Source organism: Bradyrhizobium sp. UFLA05-108 (genome assembly GCF_059803455.1).
The window spans coordinates 1-14908 of record NZ_JBANAZ010000094.1 but is presented as its reverse complement, the minus strand read 5'-3'; the positions used below and the strand labels follow the sequence as shown (position 1 = coordinate 14908).

General features: G+C 63.9%; 12 protein-coding genes and 3 pseudogenes. 4 read left to right on the top strand and 11 right to left on the bottom strand.

The window, feature by feature from the left end:
• Positions 1–11: 11 nt before the first annotated feature.
• Both SO140_RS40955 and SO140_RS40950 read left to right on the top strand, forming a co-directional pair.
• A complete protein-coding gene (locus SO140_RS40955; RefSeq protein ID WP_474802923.1) occupies positions 12–941 on the top strand; it encodes a formylglycine-generating enzyme family protein in 930 nt (309 codons plus the stop codon).
• 35 nt (positions 942–976) lie between these two features.
• Positions 977–2185, top strand: a complete 1209-nt coding sequence (locus SO140_RS40950) for an NAD(P)/FAD-dependent oxidoreductase (RefSeq protein ID WP_449383578.1) — start codon at positions 977–979, stop codon at positions 2183–2185.
• Between the two features lie 327 nt (positions 2186–2512).
• On the opposite strand, the gene SO140_RS40945 is transcribed toward SO140_RS40950, so the two are convergent.
• The 8 genes from SO140_RS40945 to SO140_RS40910 form a co-directional block, all read right to left on the bottom strand.
• Positions 2513–2713 carry a hypothetical protein gene (locus SO140_RS40945; protein WP_449383577.1) on the bottom strand — a complete coding sequence of 67 codons (201 nt, stop codon included), beginning with the start codon at positions 2711–2713 and terminating at the stop codon, positions 2513–2515.
• Between the two features lie 302 nt (positions 2714–3015).
• Positions 3016–5157, bottom strand: coding sequence for a flagellar biosynthesis protein FlhA (flhA, locus tag SO140_RS40940; protein WP_474802921.1), 2142 nt, complete (start codon positions 5155–5157; stop codon positions 3016–3018).
• Positions 5158–5431: 274 nt separating this feature from the next.
• Complete coding sequence (locus SO140_RS40935) at positions 5432–5725, bottom strand: copper-binding protein (RefSeq protein WP_474802919.1); 294 nt, start codon at positions 5723–5725, stop codon at positions 5432–5434.
• A 16-nt stretch (positions 5726–5741) separates the two neighbouring features.
• The gene (locus SO140_RS40930; protein WP_474802917.1) at positions 5742–6197 is read right to left on the bottom strand and encodes a cupredoxin domain-containing protein; all 456 of its coding nucleotides are present in this window, start codon (positions 6195–6197) and stop codon (positions 5742–5744) included.
• Positions 6198–6232: 35 nt separating this feature from the next.
• Positions 6233–7564, bottom strand: a complete 1332-nt coding sequence (locus SO140_RS40925; RefSeq protein ID WP_474802915.1) for a multicopper oxidase family protein — start codon at positions 7562–7564, stop codon at positions 6233–6235.
• A gap of 13 nt (positions 7565–7577) precedes the next feature.
• On the bottom strand, positions 7578–9002 hold the full coding sequence (locus SO140_RS40920) for a TolC family protein (protein WP_474802913.1): 1425 nt from the start codon (positions 9000–9002) through the stop codon (positions 7578–7580).
• 9 nt (positions 9003–9011) lie between these two features.
• Complete coding sequence (locus SO140_RS40915; protein WP_449383571.1) at positions 9012–9299, bottom strand: hypothetical protein; 288 nt, start codon at positions 9297–9299, stop codon at positions 9012–9014.
• Between the two features lie 76 nt (positions 9300–9375).
• Entirely contained in the window at positions 9376–9795 is a 420-nt protein-coding gene (locus SO140_RS40910) for a hypothetical protein (protein WP_449383570.1), read from the bottom strand.
• 140 nt (positions 9796–9935) lie between these two features.
• Between SO140_RS40910 and SO140_RS40905 the strand changes: the two genes are divergently transcribed.
• Positions 9936–11228, top strand: coding sequence for an MFS transporter (locus SO140_RS40905; protein WP_449383569.1), 1293 nt, complete (start codon positions 9936–9938; stop codon positions 11226–11228).
• 156 nt (positions 11229–11384) lie between these two features.
• On the opposite strand, the pseudogene SO140_RS40900 reads toward SO140_RS40905, so the two are convergent.
• The 3 genes and pseudogenes from SO140_RS40900 to SO140_RS40890 form a co-directional block, all read right to left on the bottom strand.
• Positions 11385–12288, bottom strand: a pseudogene (locus SO140_RS40900) (NAD-dependent epimerase/dehydratase family protein).
• Positions 12285–12778: pseudogene (locus SO140_RS40895) on the bottom strand (carboxymuconolactone decarboxylase family protein). Before SO140_RS40895 ends, SO140_RS40900 begins: the two co-directional pseudogenes overlap by 4 nt.
• A gap of 26 nt (positions 12779–12804) precedes the next feature.
• Positions 12805–13218 carry a cupin domain-containing protein gene (locus tag SO140_RS40890; RefSeq protein ID WP_449383567.1) on the bottom strand — a complete coding sequence of 138 codons (414 nt, stop codon included), beginning with the start codon at positions 13216–13218 and terminating at the stop codon, positions 12805–12807.
• A gap of 88 nt (positions 13219–13306) precedes the next feature.
• Here SO140_RS40890 and pdxR point away from each other — a divergent pair.
• A pseudogene (pdxR, locus tag SO140_RS40885) lies at positions 13307–14714 on the top strand (MocR-like pyridoxine biosynthesis transcription factor PdxR).
• Positions 14715–14908: the final 194 nt, after the last annotated feature.

Genomic DNA, 14908 nt, shown 5'->3' with positions numbered 1-14908 from the left:
GGGAGGGTCTCATGGGCGGGTTCATTGACCGGCCGTTTGCCCTGTTAGCCTTGCTGATGTCCGCTCTTTCGGCACCGATCGCGTCGGCGCAAACCATCGAGCAGGCTCCGATCAGCCTGGCATTGGCGAGCACCGATACCGCGATCCTCGACATGCGCCTGTCAAAGCCGCTCTCGCGCGGCGAGGAAGCGGCGCTCAGGCCCAAGGATCGCTTCAGGGAATGCGCGCATTGCCCCGAGATGGTGGTCGTCTCCGACGGCAGCTTCATGATGGGGGCGAGCGCAAGTGAGGTGGGCAGCACCGAGGACGAGCGGCCGCAGCACCAAGTGACGTTGCCGCGCTTCGCTGCGGGACGTTGGCCCGTCAGCGTCGATGAGTGGAGCGCCTGCGTGGCGGCCAAGGCCTGCAATCCTCATCCGACCGAGCCGGAGCACGTGCGCGATCCGGTGAGCGGCATCCTCTGGCAGGAGGCCAGCCACTACGTGCAGTGGCTGTCGCGATTGACGGGGCGTCCCTATCGGCTCCTGAGCGAAGCCGAGCGCGAATATGTCGCGCGCGGCGGCACGACCACCGCCTTTTGGTGGGGCGATGGCGCCGATCCGCATCTGGCCGATATCGCGGCCGCCGATCTGGTCGCCGATATCGGCATCGTGACGATCGCGACCACGGCATCCACGCTGCCATCGGCTAATCCCTTCGGCCTCTTCGAGGTCCATGGCAGCGTCTACGACTGGGTCGAGGATTGTTGGCACGACAACTACGTTGGCGCGCCGAATGATGGCTCGGCGTGGATCACGGATGATTGCAGAGGCCACGTTCTGCGCGGCGGCGCCTTCAGCCGCGCGCTCCAGACCCGCCGCTCCGCCGCGCGCCTTTGGTTTGGCCCGCCGAACCGGATGAGCTATATGAGTGTGCGCGTGGCGCGGACGCTCGGGCCGTAGGCTGCGCAGGCAGGACTAGGGCAGCAGGACTTGGGATGGCGCGTGTCATTGTGCTCGGTGCCGGGTTCGCGGGGCTATGGGCCGCCATCGGCGCTGCGCGCAAGCGCGACGAGATCGGTGCGGCCGGCAGCGACATCGAGATCCTCGTCATCGACCGCAATCCCTATCACAACATCCGCGTGCGCAATTACGAGGTGGATCTGAGCAAGGTTGCGCTTCCGCTTTCAGAATTGCTCGATCCCGTCGGTGTCGGTCACAGACTCGGTGACGTCGAAGCTATCGAGGTGGCGAAAGGCAGCGTCACCATTGCCGCGAATGGCGCGCGCGAAACCCTCGCCTATGATCGGCTGGTGCTGGCGCTCGGCAGTGAGGTGCCGCGGCCGAATATTCCAGGGCTCGCCGAGTACGCATTCGACGTCGACACTTTTGCCGCAGCCGGAAAGCTTGAAAACCATCTCGACGCGCTTGGCCGCAGCGCGCTGGCGCCGGGGCGAACGACGGCGTTGGTGGTCGGCGCCGGCTTCACCGGTATCGAGGTCGCCGCCGAGATGCCGGACCGGTTCGCGCGGGCCGGCATCGCCGGCGGCCGTGTCATCCTGGTCGATCCGAACCCGGTTGTCGGCGCGACCATCGGCGAGCGGGCCCGTCCCGTCATCAACGAGGCGCTCGCAGCGCTCGATGTCGAGACCCGTCTCGGCGTGCGGGTCGAGGCGATGGATGCGGCCGGCGTCCGCTTGAGCTCCGGCGAAGTCATTCCGACGCAGACGGTGATCTGGTGCGCCGGCATGCGCGCGAGCCCGATTGCGTCGACGCTTCCGGTCGAACGGGACCGTCTGGGTCGCATCCTGGTCGATCCCTTTATGCGCATCGCCGATCTCCCCCATATCTTCGCCGCCGGCGATGTCGCCTCGAGCGTGGTCGACGGGCTGCATCCGACCGTGATGTCCTGCCAGTTCGCCCGCCCCATGGGCCGCTTCGCCGGCCACAATGTGGTCGCCGATCTCGTCGGCCAGCCGCTGCTGCCGCTGCAGATCGACTGGTATGTGACGGTGCTCGATCTCGGCGGCTGGGGCGCGCTCTATACTGAAGGCTGGGACAGAGAGGTGCGCACGACAGGCGCTGCGGCGAAAGCGACGAAGCACATCATCAATCACCAGCGCATCTACCCGCCGCTCACCGGCAGGAAAGAAGATCTGTTCGCCGCTGCCGCGCCGACGGTGCAGGCACCGCCGCCGAGGAAATAACCGCGCCCGCCGCCTTCTCCGTGTCATCGTCCGCGAATGCGGACGATTAAGTATTCCAGAGACAGCGCGAGGTTACAGAGAAGCCGCGGCGTACTGGATTCCCCGCTTTCGCGGGGAATGACGGTGGTGGGTGGGGAGATGTAGCGTGCCGTCTCGGCGGCGATCGTCGCCCGCAGGGAAAATCAGCACCCCAGACATGAGAAAGCGCCCGTGGGGGGCGGGCGCTTTCTGTAGTCGACTTGGGGTTGGGGTCGTCTACATATCCACATGGCGACTTTGGGGGGCTGGTAAAGAGCCACGTGAATTCCTGAATTCCGTTCAATCTCCTTAGCGAACGAGTGAAGCGTTCGAACTGGTGATCACAACCGGCTTGCCGGCCTTGATGACGCGGGCGGTCTGGGTCGTGCCGTCATCGGAACCCGATCGCGCCGTGATGCCGAGGCCCGCCACCGCGACGCCAACAACGAGGGCGACGACCACGATCTTCAGATGGGTCGATCGATCCGCGCTGTAGATCGAGTGGTTCATGGAAGCCTCCTGCCGCCATCTACCGAAGTAGTCGCCGGCTTCATCGGCGAGGTTCATGCCTTCGGTGCCCAACAACCTAGTATTGGGTGGATTCGTTCCCAAGGGGCGATCACAAGGGCGTGAAAACACGTGAACGATCGCGATCGAAAAATCGCGATCGTGAATATTTATTAAGGTAACTCAGTCCGTTAGCTAAGTGGTAGGTAGTTCCTGAACCATATCAGCGGGTTGCCCAAAAATTACAAAAACCAGTTGCCTGTGGCGAAAAAACACAGACGGAACTCTAGCAAATCAGAAGCAAATCAGATGCTTCCGACCGTTTTCAGCCGCGCCCGCGGATGGATTTCCGCCTGCGACAGCACGGTGGTTTGGGCGCGGAACCGCTCCACCAGGGAGCGCACGAAGGGACGAATTGCCGCAGAGGTGACCAGCACCGGCGCCTCGCCCTCACGTGCCGCACGCTCGAAGGCCTCGCGCACGGCGGTCATGAACTCCGAGAGTTTCGAGGGCTGCATCGCGAGGCTGCGCTCCTCGCCCTGGCCGATGATGGATTCGGCAAAGGCCTGTTCCCACTTCGCCGACAGCGCGATCAGCGGCAGGTAGCCGTTATAGGAAGTGTTCTGCGCGCAGATCTGCCGGGCGAGGCGGGCGCGGACATGCTCGACCATGGTCGCGGGATTGCGCGAGAAGGCGAGCGAGTCGGCGATGCCTTCAAGAATGGTCGAAAGATCACGGATCGAGATGCGTTCGGCGAGCAGGAGTTGCAGCACGCGCTGGATGCCGGAGATGGTGACTTGCCCCGGCACGATGTCCTTGACCAGCTCGCTCTGCTCCTTCGGTAGCTCCTTGAGCAGCTTTTGCACCTCACCATAGGACAAGAGATCAGACATATTCGTCTTGAGCAGCTCGGTGAGGTGGGTGGAAAGCACGGTCGCGGCGTCGACGACGGTGTAGCCCTTGAGCGAAGCCTCTTCCTTGAGGCTGGCATCGATCCAGGTCGCGGGCAGGCCGAACGTCGGTTCAGTGGTGTGGATGCCCGGCACCTGCACCTGGTTGCCCGCGGGGTCCATCACCATGAACTGGTTCGGCCAGATCTTGCCGGTGCCTGCGTCGACCTCCTTGATCTTGATGATGTAGGTGTTTGCTTCGAGCTGGACGTTGTCGAGGATACGGACGGCCGGCATCACAAAACCCATCTCGATGGCAAGCGAGCGGCGCAGCGCCTTGATCTGCTCGGTGAGGCGGTCGGTACCGTCGGGTCCGTTGACCAGCGGCAGGAGCGCATAGCCAAGCTCGATCTTGAGATCGTCGATCTTGAGCGCTGCCGAGATCGGCTCCTCCGCCGCGGCGGCGCCGGGCGCGCCCGGCGTTCCGGGGGCAGGAGCGGCCTTGGCGGCCGCCTCGGCCCTGGCCGTGCTCCGCTTGTGGTTGCGCGCCGACCAGGCGAGCGCGCCGGCGCCGGCGCCCAACGCGAGGAAAGGGATGGTCGGGATGCCCGGCAGAATCGCCAGCACGATCATCACTGCCGACGACATCGCGAGCGCCTGCGGATAGCCGGAGAACTGCCTCATCAGCGCCTTGTCGGCGGCCCCGGAGACGCCGGCCTTTGAGACGAGCAAGCCGGCCGCGGTCGAGACGATCAGCGCCGGCACCTGGGTGACGAGGCCGTCGCCGACGGTCAGCAGCGTGTAACTGCGCCCGGCGTCGGCGAAGGAGAGGCCCTGTTGCGCGACGCCGATGATCATGCCGCCGACGACGTTGATGAAGACGATCAGAAGACCGGCGATGGCGTCACCGCGGACGAATTTCGAGGCACCGTCCATGGCGCCGAAGAAGCCGCTCTCGTCCTCCAGCGCCTTGCGGCGCTCCTTGGCGACCTTCTCATCGATCAGGCCGGCTGACAGATCGGCGTCGATCGCCATCTGCTTGCCGGGCATGGCGTCGAGGTGGAAGCGCGCGGCGACCTCGGCGATGCGGCCCGAGCCCTTGGTGATGACGACGAAGTTGACGATGATCAGGATGGCAAAGACGATGATGCCGATGACGAAATTGCCGCCCATCACGAAGCTGCCGAAGGCTTCGATGACGTGGCCGGCGGCATCCGTGCCCTCGTGACCGTGCGACAGGATCAGGCGGGTGGAGGCCATGTTGAGCGAAAGCCTCAACATGGTCGAGATCAAGAGGATGGTCGGGAAGGCGGAGAATTCCAGTGGCGCCTGGATGAAGAGCGAGGTCATCAGGATCAAGATCGAGAGCGTGATCGAGATCGCCAGGAAGAGGTCGAGCACGATCGAGGGCAGCGGCAGGATCAGCACCACCAGGATGGTGAGGATGCCGAGCGCCAGCGCAATGTCGCCGCGCTTGAGGATGTTGCCGATCTCGGTGAGGGAGGGGAGGCCGGGCTTCGGGCTGCCCACGCCTTGACCTGCAGTGACGTCGACCATCGTTGCTGCCTCCCCGCGCGATTGCCGCCCACGCGCGCCAAACGTCTGCGCGGCGGCCGATGGGCCACCGTTCCGAAAGTGAGGCACCGCACTGGCGTCCACGGGAGCTCCCGTTTTACGCGGCCGACGACACTCGACTTCACCCGGCAATTTTTGCCCGGTGTATGGTTAGCAAAGGGTTAACGAGAGGGTGGAGGAAGGGATCAAAACGCGGCGTCATTCCGGGTTCGGCTCTTCGAGCCGCCCCGGTATGACGGTAGTTGTGGCAGGCGCCCTACTTCGCCTTCTGCATCTTGGTCACCGTATACCCCGACGACGCCTCCTCGGCCTCGAAGGTGACCTTGTCGCCGATCTTGACCTGCTTCAGCACCGCCGGGTCCTTGACGCGGTAGACCATGGTCATCGGCTCATCCATGCCGAGGCTTTTGGCCGGTCCGTGCTTGAGCGTGATCTTGCCCGCGCCCTCGTCGATCTTCTTGACCTCGCCGCTGATCGCGGCGCCCTCGGCAGCGAGCGCGCCGAGAGACAGGCCGATGCTCAGCGTCAGTGCGGCGGCGATGCGGTTCATGGGAGTTCTCCATTGCTCACTTCACTGTGACACGGCCGACCATGCCGTAGTCGCGGTGGTCGGGGATCAGGCAGGAAAATTCGAACGTACCGGCCTTGGTGAATTTCCAGACGATCTCGGTCGTCTTGCCCGGCGCCAGCCTCACGCCGTTGGGGTCGTCGTGCTCCATATGCGGATGCTTCTTCATCACCTCGGCATGCGCGAGATTTTCCTTCGTGGTGGCGAGCAGGAATTCGTGGTCCTCCTTGCCGACGTTGCGCAGCACGAAGCGGATTTGCTCGCCACGCTTGACGATGATGCGCGAGGGTTCATAGGCCATCTCGCTCAGCGCGATCTCGATGATGCGCGCCGGCTTGTTGGGATCGCCGGGCTCGCCGGCCGAAAAGCTCTCATGGGCATGATGCTCGTGTGCGAGTGCAGGCGCGGCCAAAAGCGAAAGTGCGGCAAGTAGGATCATTGTCGTCTTCTTCATCTTGTTCTCCAGTTGCTGGTCGTCGAAACGTTCGTTCACATCTTCATTTTCTTCATCGGTGCGTTCTGCTGCCGTGCCGGCTCCGCGGCCGGTGATGCGACCTCATAGGCGACGGTGCCTTGCGGGAATTGATAGGGACCGGGATCGCTATAATCGTCGCGCGCGAGCCCATCGCGGATCTTCATCACTGTGAACATGCCGCCCATCTCGATCGGCCCGAACTGGCCTGAGCCCATCATCATCGGCAGCGTGTTGTTGGGCGCGGGCATCTCCATGTTGCCCATCGCCATGCCCGACTGGCCCATCACCATGGCGTCGGGCGCGAGCTTGCCGACCGCACGCGCGAGATCCTTCTTCGAGACGCCGATGAGATTGCGCATGTCATGGCCCATCGCGTTCATGGTGTGATGCGACTTGTGGCAGTGGAACGCCCAGTCGCCGGGATTGTCGGCGAGAACGTCGAACACGCGCACGGCGCCGACCGGCACGTCGGTCGTCGTCTCCGGATATTGCGCGCTCTCGGGAATCCAGCCGCCGTCGGTGCAGGTCACCGCAAAGCTGTGGCCGTGCAGATGGATTGGATGGTTGGTCATGCTGAGATTGCCGATGCGCACGCGCACCTTGTCGCCGAGCCGCACGGCTAAGGGATCGATGCCGGGAAATACCCGCGAATTCCAGGTCCACATGTTGAAATCGGTCATCTCGTTGACCTTTGGCAAATAAGTGCCGGGGTCGACGCGATAGGTGCTCATCACGAAGACGAAGTCGCGGTCGGCGGGCCGGAAATCCTGATCGCGCGGATGCACGACGACCATGCCCATCATGCCCATCGCCATCTGCACCATCTCGTCAGAATGCGGGTGGTACATGAAGGTCCCGCTCTTCTTCATCTCGAACTCGTAGACGAAGGTCTTGCCGGGCGGGATGTGCGGCTGATTGAGCCCGCCGACGCCGTCCATGCCGCTCGGCACGATCATGCCGTGCCAGTGCACCGTGGTGTATTCGGGCAATTTGTTCGTGACGAAGATGCGGACCTTGTCGCCCTCGACGGCTTCGATGGTCGGGCCCGGCGACTGGCCGTTATAGCCCCAGAGGTTGACCTTCATGCCTTCGGCGAATTCGCGCACCACGGGCTCGGCGACGAGATGGAATTCCTTCCAGCCGCCGTTCATGCGGAACGGGAGCGTCCAGCCATTCAGCGTGACGACGGGGCGATAGTCGGGCCCGCTGGTCGGATGCAACGGCGGCTGCATCACCACCTTGTTCATGTGCGGGGCTTCCGGAATCGATGCGGCCTGGACGCGGTCGCTGATCGCTGACGCGCTTGCAAGTGCGGCGGTGCCTAAAAATCCTCTGCGGGAATACATGCTGGCCTCCATCTCAGTGCCCGCCATCGGCAGGCGCTGCCGCGGCGATGGTCGTCGAATTGTCGCTGCCGCCCGCAGGCGCTCCGCCGCCGTTGACGACGGTCTGCAAATCGGACTGCGCAAGGAAGAATTTTTGCTTCGCGTCGATCGCCCCGCGCAGCGAGGCGAGGCGCTGGCGTGCCTCGGTCAGAAGCGCAAAAATATCGACCTGCATGCTGGAGAAGCGAAGCTGCATCTCCTCGGTGATGATCTTGCGCAGGGGCAGGATCTCGCGCTGGTAGTGGCTGGCGATGTCGTAGGTCGAGCGGTAGACGCGATAAGCATCGCGTGCTTCCGAGCGCACGTTGACCGCCCGCTCGGTGAGGCGATTGAAGGCGAGATTGTAGGTCTCGGACGCCTGCCGCACCCGCACCTCGCCACCATCGAAGATCGGGATCTGGAACTGCACGTCGAAGCCGCGCTCGCGGAATGGCGCGCCTTCAGGATCCTGCGTGCGGCGGGAGATGCCGGCGAGATCGAGCAGCGTGACGAAGCGCGTCGCCTCCGTAAGATTGAGCGACTTTGCCAGCGCCGTGAGCTCGAGCCGCGCGATCTGCAAGTCGATGCGATGGGCGACCGCATCGGTCTCGATCGAAGGTAGCGCGAGCGTCCGGCGCGGCAGCGGCGGCAACGTGTTGGGCAGGCGGAAGTCGAGGCCGTCGTCCCACAGCCCCATCAGCCGCGCGAGCCTTTCGCGCGAACTCGTTGCCGCCTGGCGGGCGGTGGCGAGATCGGCGGTGGTCTCGGCATAAAACACCTGCTCGCGGGCCTGATCGAGCTTGTTGATCGAGCCGGTCTCGCCGAGCTTCACGGCGAGTTGCGCGGTGGACTCCGCCGTCGACTTCGCATCGGTCAGCAGTGCCACCATCTCGTTGGCGGCAACGGCGCGGACATAGGCGCGCCGCGTGTCAGTTGCGAGCCGCAGTGTTGCCAGTGCCGCACGCAGCTGCGCCTGGCAGAAACGGTCGCGGGCGATCTCGGAACGGAACGGCAGCATCGCCAGCGCCAGTATGTCGCCGACCACCTGCCGCTCGACCTCGCTGGCGCCATTGCCCGAAATCCGCGAGACCAAGAAGGCCGGATTCGGCGGCAGGCTTTGCTCGACGAGATCGGTCTCGGCCAGCGCCAGCTCGTTATAGGCTGCTTGCAGCCCCTTGTTGTTGAGCAGCGCGATCTGCACGGCGGCATCCGCGCTCAGCGCGCGCGACAGCAGGCGGCGAACGCCGTCGTTGACTGCGTCGGCCCCCTCGGCCGTCCGCACGAAAGCGACATCCTTGTTGATGGTCCGGCCGGTCAGGTCCGCGACGGTGCTCATGCCGCTGTCCGGCGAGAACGCAGCGCAGCCGGAAAGGCCAAGCGCGGCGAATGCGAGCAGGCCGCGCGCGAATGGGTGTGCCACGGCGCTCTCCTACCGATCCGACTTCGTTGGCGGCGCGACACTGTCGTTGCGCTCGCGCCATGGCGCAGGCGTCGCGGGTCGCAGGCTGCTGTAAGGCGCGATCGTCGAACGATAATCGACGCGCGCGGCTTTCGCTGCGGGATCGGCAGGATCAGCGCTCGCGTGCGGCGCTGTTGTCGCGGGCATGCAGCCGGACAACGCGAGCGCCGTTGTAGCCAGGATCGGCCAGATGAATCCAAAGTGCCGTCCGCGCGCCGCAGATGCGGCGGCAAACCTCGCCCCGGGAAGCGTAAGCATGGGTAATCCCTGATCTGTCTGATGACCACGAGCCCGTGCGCGCAAAATGCGCGAGGCCTCACGTCGTGACGTCAGATCAGGCGATGGGAGGACGGTAGAGCAGGGGCGGCGCCTCGCTGTGCAGGCTCACCGCGATCTCGGGCGCACAGGCCGAGATCGGCTGGACCGGCTTGACGACGTCGGGCAGGGTGGCCGGCAGCGCGCTCGCGCACATCATCGCGCAGCAGGGGCCAGGTGTGCCCTTGCCGTCATGATGATGTTGTGCGGGCGCATCCTGCGCAACGGTCTGGTGATGCGCATGCGCAGCGGCGTGATCATGGCCGCCGTCGGCGTGCATCTGGCTCGCGCCGTGATGGTGCTCCGGCGCGAGAACGACGGTCTGCAGATCATCGCCAAGGCACGGCGCGGCACTGCTGCCCCAGGCAAGGGCTGCTGCCGGCGCGAGAACGCAGAACAGATAGGCGAGGGCGACGAACCGCCCCACCTTGATCCGCATCGATCGCGTCAATTGCAACAACATCCCGTCACATGCCCTCGCGCGGCAATGATGCACACGCAGATTACAAAGTAATGGCAAAGCCTGGTTCCGCCAAGCTCTTCCTACCGCAGTGCACCGCGCATGCCCAACATCGTAGCATGATGCTTGACCGCAAGGCGGTCACCGAAGAAGGTCGCGCCGTGCACGCGCCAAATCACCCGCAACGTCCGGCCGGCTTCACCCCTGATTCGCGTCAGGCCTGGGTGCGGCTCGTGCTTGCGCTCGTGATCGGGTCGATCGGCGCTGTCGGCATGTGGGCGGTCGTGGTCGTGATCCCCGTCGTGCAGGCCGAATTCGCAGCCACGCGCGGCGCGGTGTCGCTGGCCTTCACGCTCATGATGTTCGGCTTCGGCCTTGGTGGCGTGATCGCGGGCAAGATCACCGATCGCTTCGGCATCGTGCCGGCGATGGCGATCAGCATCGCCTTTCTCGGCGTCGCCAACGTGCTGGCCGGGGTGTCGACCCAGCTCTGGCAGTTCGTGGCGGTGTATTTCCTGATCGGGCTCGGGACATCAGCGACTTTTGCGCCGCTGATGGCGGAAGCCTCGCACTGGTTCGAGCGCTATCGCGGCCTCGCTGTGACGATCGTGGCAAGCGGCAATTACATCGCGGGCGCGATGTGGCCGCCGATCGTGAACTGGGGCGTGCAGACCGCCGGCTGGCGCATGACCCACATTGGAATTGGCATCGTCTGCGCGAGCACGATGGCGATGCTGGTGCTGATCCTGCGCGCCCAGATCGGCGACGACAAGGTTCGCAATCACGCCAACGCGCCGCCGCCGCGCGTCGATCTCGGGCTGTCGACCAACACGTTGACGGTGCTGCTGTCGATCGCCTCGATCTCCTGCTGCGTGGCGATGGCGATGCCGCAGGTCCACATCGTCGCCTATTGCGGCGACCTCGGCTACGGCGTGGCGCGCGGCGCGGAGATGCTGTCGCTGATGATGGGCTGCGGCATCGTCAGCCGGATCGGTTCCGGCTACCTCGCCGACAAGATCGGTGGCATCCGTACGCTGCTGGTCGGATCGCTGGCGCAATGTTTTGCGCTCGTCTTCTATTTGTTCTTCGACAGCCTGACCTCGCTCTTTCTGATTTCCGCGATGTTCGGCCTGTTCCAGGGCGGCATCGTGCCGAGCTACGCCATCATCGTGCGCGAGGCGATGCCGGCCAGCGAAGCGGCGACCCGCGTCGGCATCGTGATCTTCGCCTCCGTGTTCGGCATGTCCTTCGGCGGCTGGATCTCCGGCGTGATCTTTGATGCCACCGGCTCCTACGCCGCCGCCTTCGCCAACGGCGTGGCGTGGAATGCGCTCAACATCGGCATCGTCGCGCTGCTCCTGATCCGCTCGCGCATGAACGCGGCGAAGGCCGGACCGGGGTTTGCGACCTGACGCGGGAGCGGCCCCGATGGCGCTCTCCATCAAAATCTGAAAAACAACCCCATGCACAGTACGTGACGCCCGCCGGACGTGATTGCGGATTTACAGAAATTAGCTTGACGCGTCGGGCAAATCAGGGGTAAAAGAGGATCATCGCGCAATCTGCCTTCACCTGGGCGGCCTTTTCCAAAGCAACGGGCGCGGCGCAAACCCGAGCTTCGCTTTAGCGCGGCTATTGGAGGCACCCGTCAGCTTCGTATGGTAGTAGACCGCTTCCTCGCCCACGGTCTTCAGCGCCTCTTCCACGCTCACCCGTGACGGCTCGGGTGGCGAAGGCCGGCAGCCATTCGGAGATGGACAGCGGATCGTCGTCCACGACGTTATAGATCCCGGGTTCAGCTCTCACTGAGGCAACCGTTGCGGCGACCGCGTCATCGATGTGGACGAAGGACCAGACGGCGTTGCCTTCGCCGATGATCGCCAACTCGCGATTACGCACCTGCTCGGCGATGGCTCCGTCCGGGCGGTACCACGTGCCGGGACCGTAGAAGAAGCCATAGCGCAAAACCACGCCCTCCAGGGCTGCCGACGCCAGGACACGATCCTCATACGCTCCGATGGCGCGCGTGCTCTCGCCGATCTCGCCGGGCGCGTGATAGCGGAGTTTGGCGGTCTCGTCGGCGAGTTGTCCTCGGGGAGCATCGAGGTAAAAGCCACGCGACTGCAGGATGTAGCGCCTGACGCCGAGCTCGTTGGCCGCAGCGAGTAGATTCCTCCCGCCCTCACGGTGAAGGCGGGTATCATTGGGCATGGACTTGATGGTGTCGGCGGGATTGGCGGGAAGCCAGGTCAATTGGTCAATCACCGCATCCGGCGCCGCCGCCTCGATCGCATCGCGTACTGCCTTCGGATCGAATGCGTCAGCGGCGGAGGCCGAGGCGCCAAGTTCGCGGAGACGGTCTGCGCCCGGACCGGCGCGTGTCATGCCGGTCACCTGATGACCAAGCGTGCATAGCGCCCGCACAAGCGGAAGGCCCACGGCGCCGGTCGCGCCAGCAACGAATATCTTCATAACGAAGCTCCCTGGCTGCTCGCGCTCCGACGCACGCGCTCATGTTCGAGTATTGCCTGCGGCGTTTTCCGGAAGCTGATGGCGATCCGGTTGTAGGCATTCATCAGGCCGATTGCGATCGTGAGATCGACCAGTTCCTTTTCCGCAAAGACTGTGTACGCGGCCCGGAAAGCCTCAACACCCACGCCGGTCTCCGAGACGCGAGTCACGGTTTCGGCCCAAGCAAGCGCGGCACGCTCACGCGGACTGAAGAGATCGCCGGATTCGGCCCAGGCCTGCACCAGCGCGAGCTTCTCGACTTTTACGCCTCTCTTGATGAGGTCGCGGGTGTGCATGTCGAGGCAGTAGGCACAGTTGTTGATCTGCGAGACACGCAAATATACGAGTTCAACCAGCTCGGCGGGAAGCTCTGCATGACATAGCCATAGACGCCGCCGAGCGCCTTTAGGCCGTTCGGAGCGATCTCGTCGTAGTCGATGCGTTTGGTCATTGTTGTTCTCCTGGATGTTCAGTCTTTCATTTGACGGGTGTGGTCAGTGCCTTGTCGTCGGTATCGACGATGAAGACTGCGAGCAGCTTTGCCGGCTTGGTCTTGCTCGCATTGCGGCTGATGGGATGTCTGGCGCCGGGTGGCTCGGACCAGCTCTGGCCCGCCTTGTAGGTCCGCGGCTTGCCGTCGTTCACCTTCGACTTAATTTCTCCGGAAACGACGTAGGCGTAAATGAAGGCCGACCTTGCGTGCGTGTGCGGAACGGAAGCCGCACCTGGCGGATAGTCGACGACGACGGCGGTCAGCGACTTGCCCGGAATGTTTGGTATCGCCTGCTCGAAGTTCGGCGTGACCTTGTCGCCAACATCATGCGCGAAGGCCGGCGAATTGGTTGCAACGGCAAGGGTGGCGTACGCGGCGACGAGAGTTCGTATCATCATGACTTTTCTCCTTTCGCCTGGAGAAATGCCCTTGCCTTGGGTCAGAAAAAAGCACCAAGAACTTACAAAAATCGTGTACCACGAGAACATGGCCAGGCCGTTTCGATTGGAACTCAACCGTTCTGCGAAGACGCCGCTGGCTGACCAGATCCGGGATGGTATCGGCGTGGCCATCGAGAGCGGCTTGCTCGCACCGGGCGCGCGCCTGCCATCCCGGCAAGACCTCGCAGCGCAGCTTGGCGTTGCGCGCGGCACCGTGCGCGCGGCTTACGAAAAGCTGTCCGCGGCGCAGCTCATCGTGGCTTCGCGAACTACCGGGACCCACGTCGCGGAGCGGCCTCGCGCAGTGAGCCGGTCCGAACAGCCTCCCGATCCGGGTTCGTTCATGGAGATGTACCAGCAGATGACCCAGGGACCGGCCATCTTCCAGATGGGGGTACCTGCAGAGGAGACATTTCCGGCCACGCTGCTCGCGCGAATCCGTGCACATGCCGTTCGCGCAGAAGTTGGCTCGCCGCCGAATTACCCAGACCCGCGAGGAGAACTTGAATTCCGGCGCGAAGTTGCCGGTTATCTTGCCATCGCGCGCGGCATCGAATGTTCGCCCTCGCAAGTCTTCGTAACCGGGGGATACAGCAGCGGCCTGGGACTGACGCTGCGGGTTCTTGGGCTTGAGGGACAGAAAGTGTGGATCGAGGAGCCCGGCTTCCCGTTCACCCGACGGGGCCTGGAACTGGCAAGATTGTCGCTTGCACCGATACCGGTCGACGCCAGCGGCATCGATGTCGACCACGGGCTGCGTCACTTCCCGGACGCGAAGGTTGTTGTCGTGACACCGGGGCAGCAAGCCCCGCTCGGATTTACTTTATCGCTGGAGCGGCGTTTACGCCTGCTCGACTGGGCCGCCCACGAAGGCGTGTGGGTGATCGAAGACGATTATCTGAGCGAACTGCAGCTGAAGGGGCGGGCAGCGCCGGCGCTTGCCTCACTCGATCGCAATGGGTGCGTCATCCACATTGGCTCTTTCAGCAAGACGATCAGTCCCACGTTGAGGCTCGGTTTCCTCGTCGCGCCCGTTACGCTCCTGTCTCGCTTCGCGGAGGTCGCCGCATGTCTCGCGCCGCCGCCTGGGCCTTCCGTGCAGCTTGCGACCGCCGAGTTCATGCGCGAAGGCCACTACATGCGCCATCTTCGGCGTACCAAGCGTGCCTACTCAGCGAGACGCGTTGCTGGAGTGCCTTCAACTGCACGTCAAGGATGCCGCCATCGCGACAGCCGGATTGGCTGTACTACTGCGATTGTCCGACGGCACGCCGGACACATCCATTGCGAGGGAGACCCTGGCGTTTGGAATTGCACCAGCCCCCTTGTCAGCCTGGTACGCGCGCCCGGCTGCCGGACGATCGGGACTCCTTCTGGGCATCGCAACCGTGCCAAGGAAGCATCTCGCAAGAGCCTGCGAGCGTCTTTACGGGATCATCGAGCGCTTCACGTGAGGGCCTTGCTCGATTTGGGCAAGTCTTTCGTAAAACTCTTCGAGGTGGGTCGCTGCCGCAGTCGATTCCTGAAATATCAGTAGGGCGACCTTTTGGTTTCGACTGCATGTCTGGTCGTGGCCGATTCCGTTGAAAAAGGCCGCGGTTGCGACTCAGAGATACCAGTGATTCAGTCTGTCTAGTTGGCAGGACTG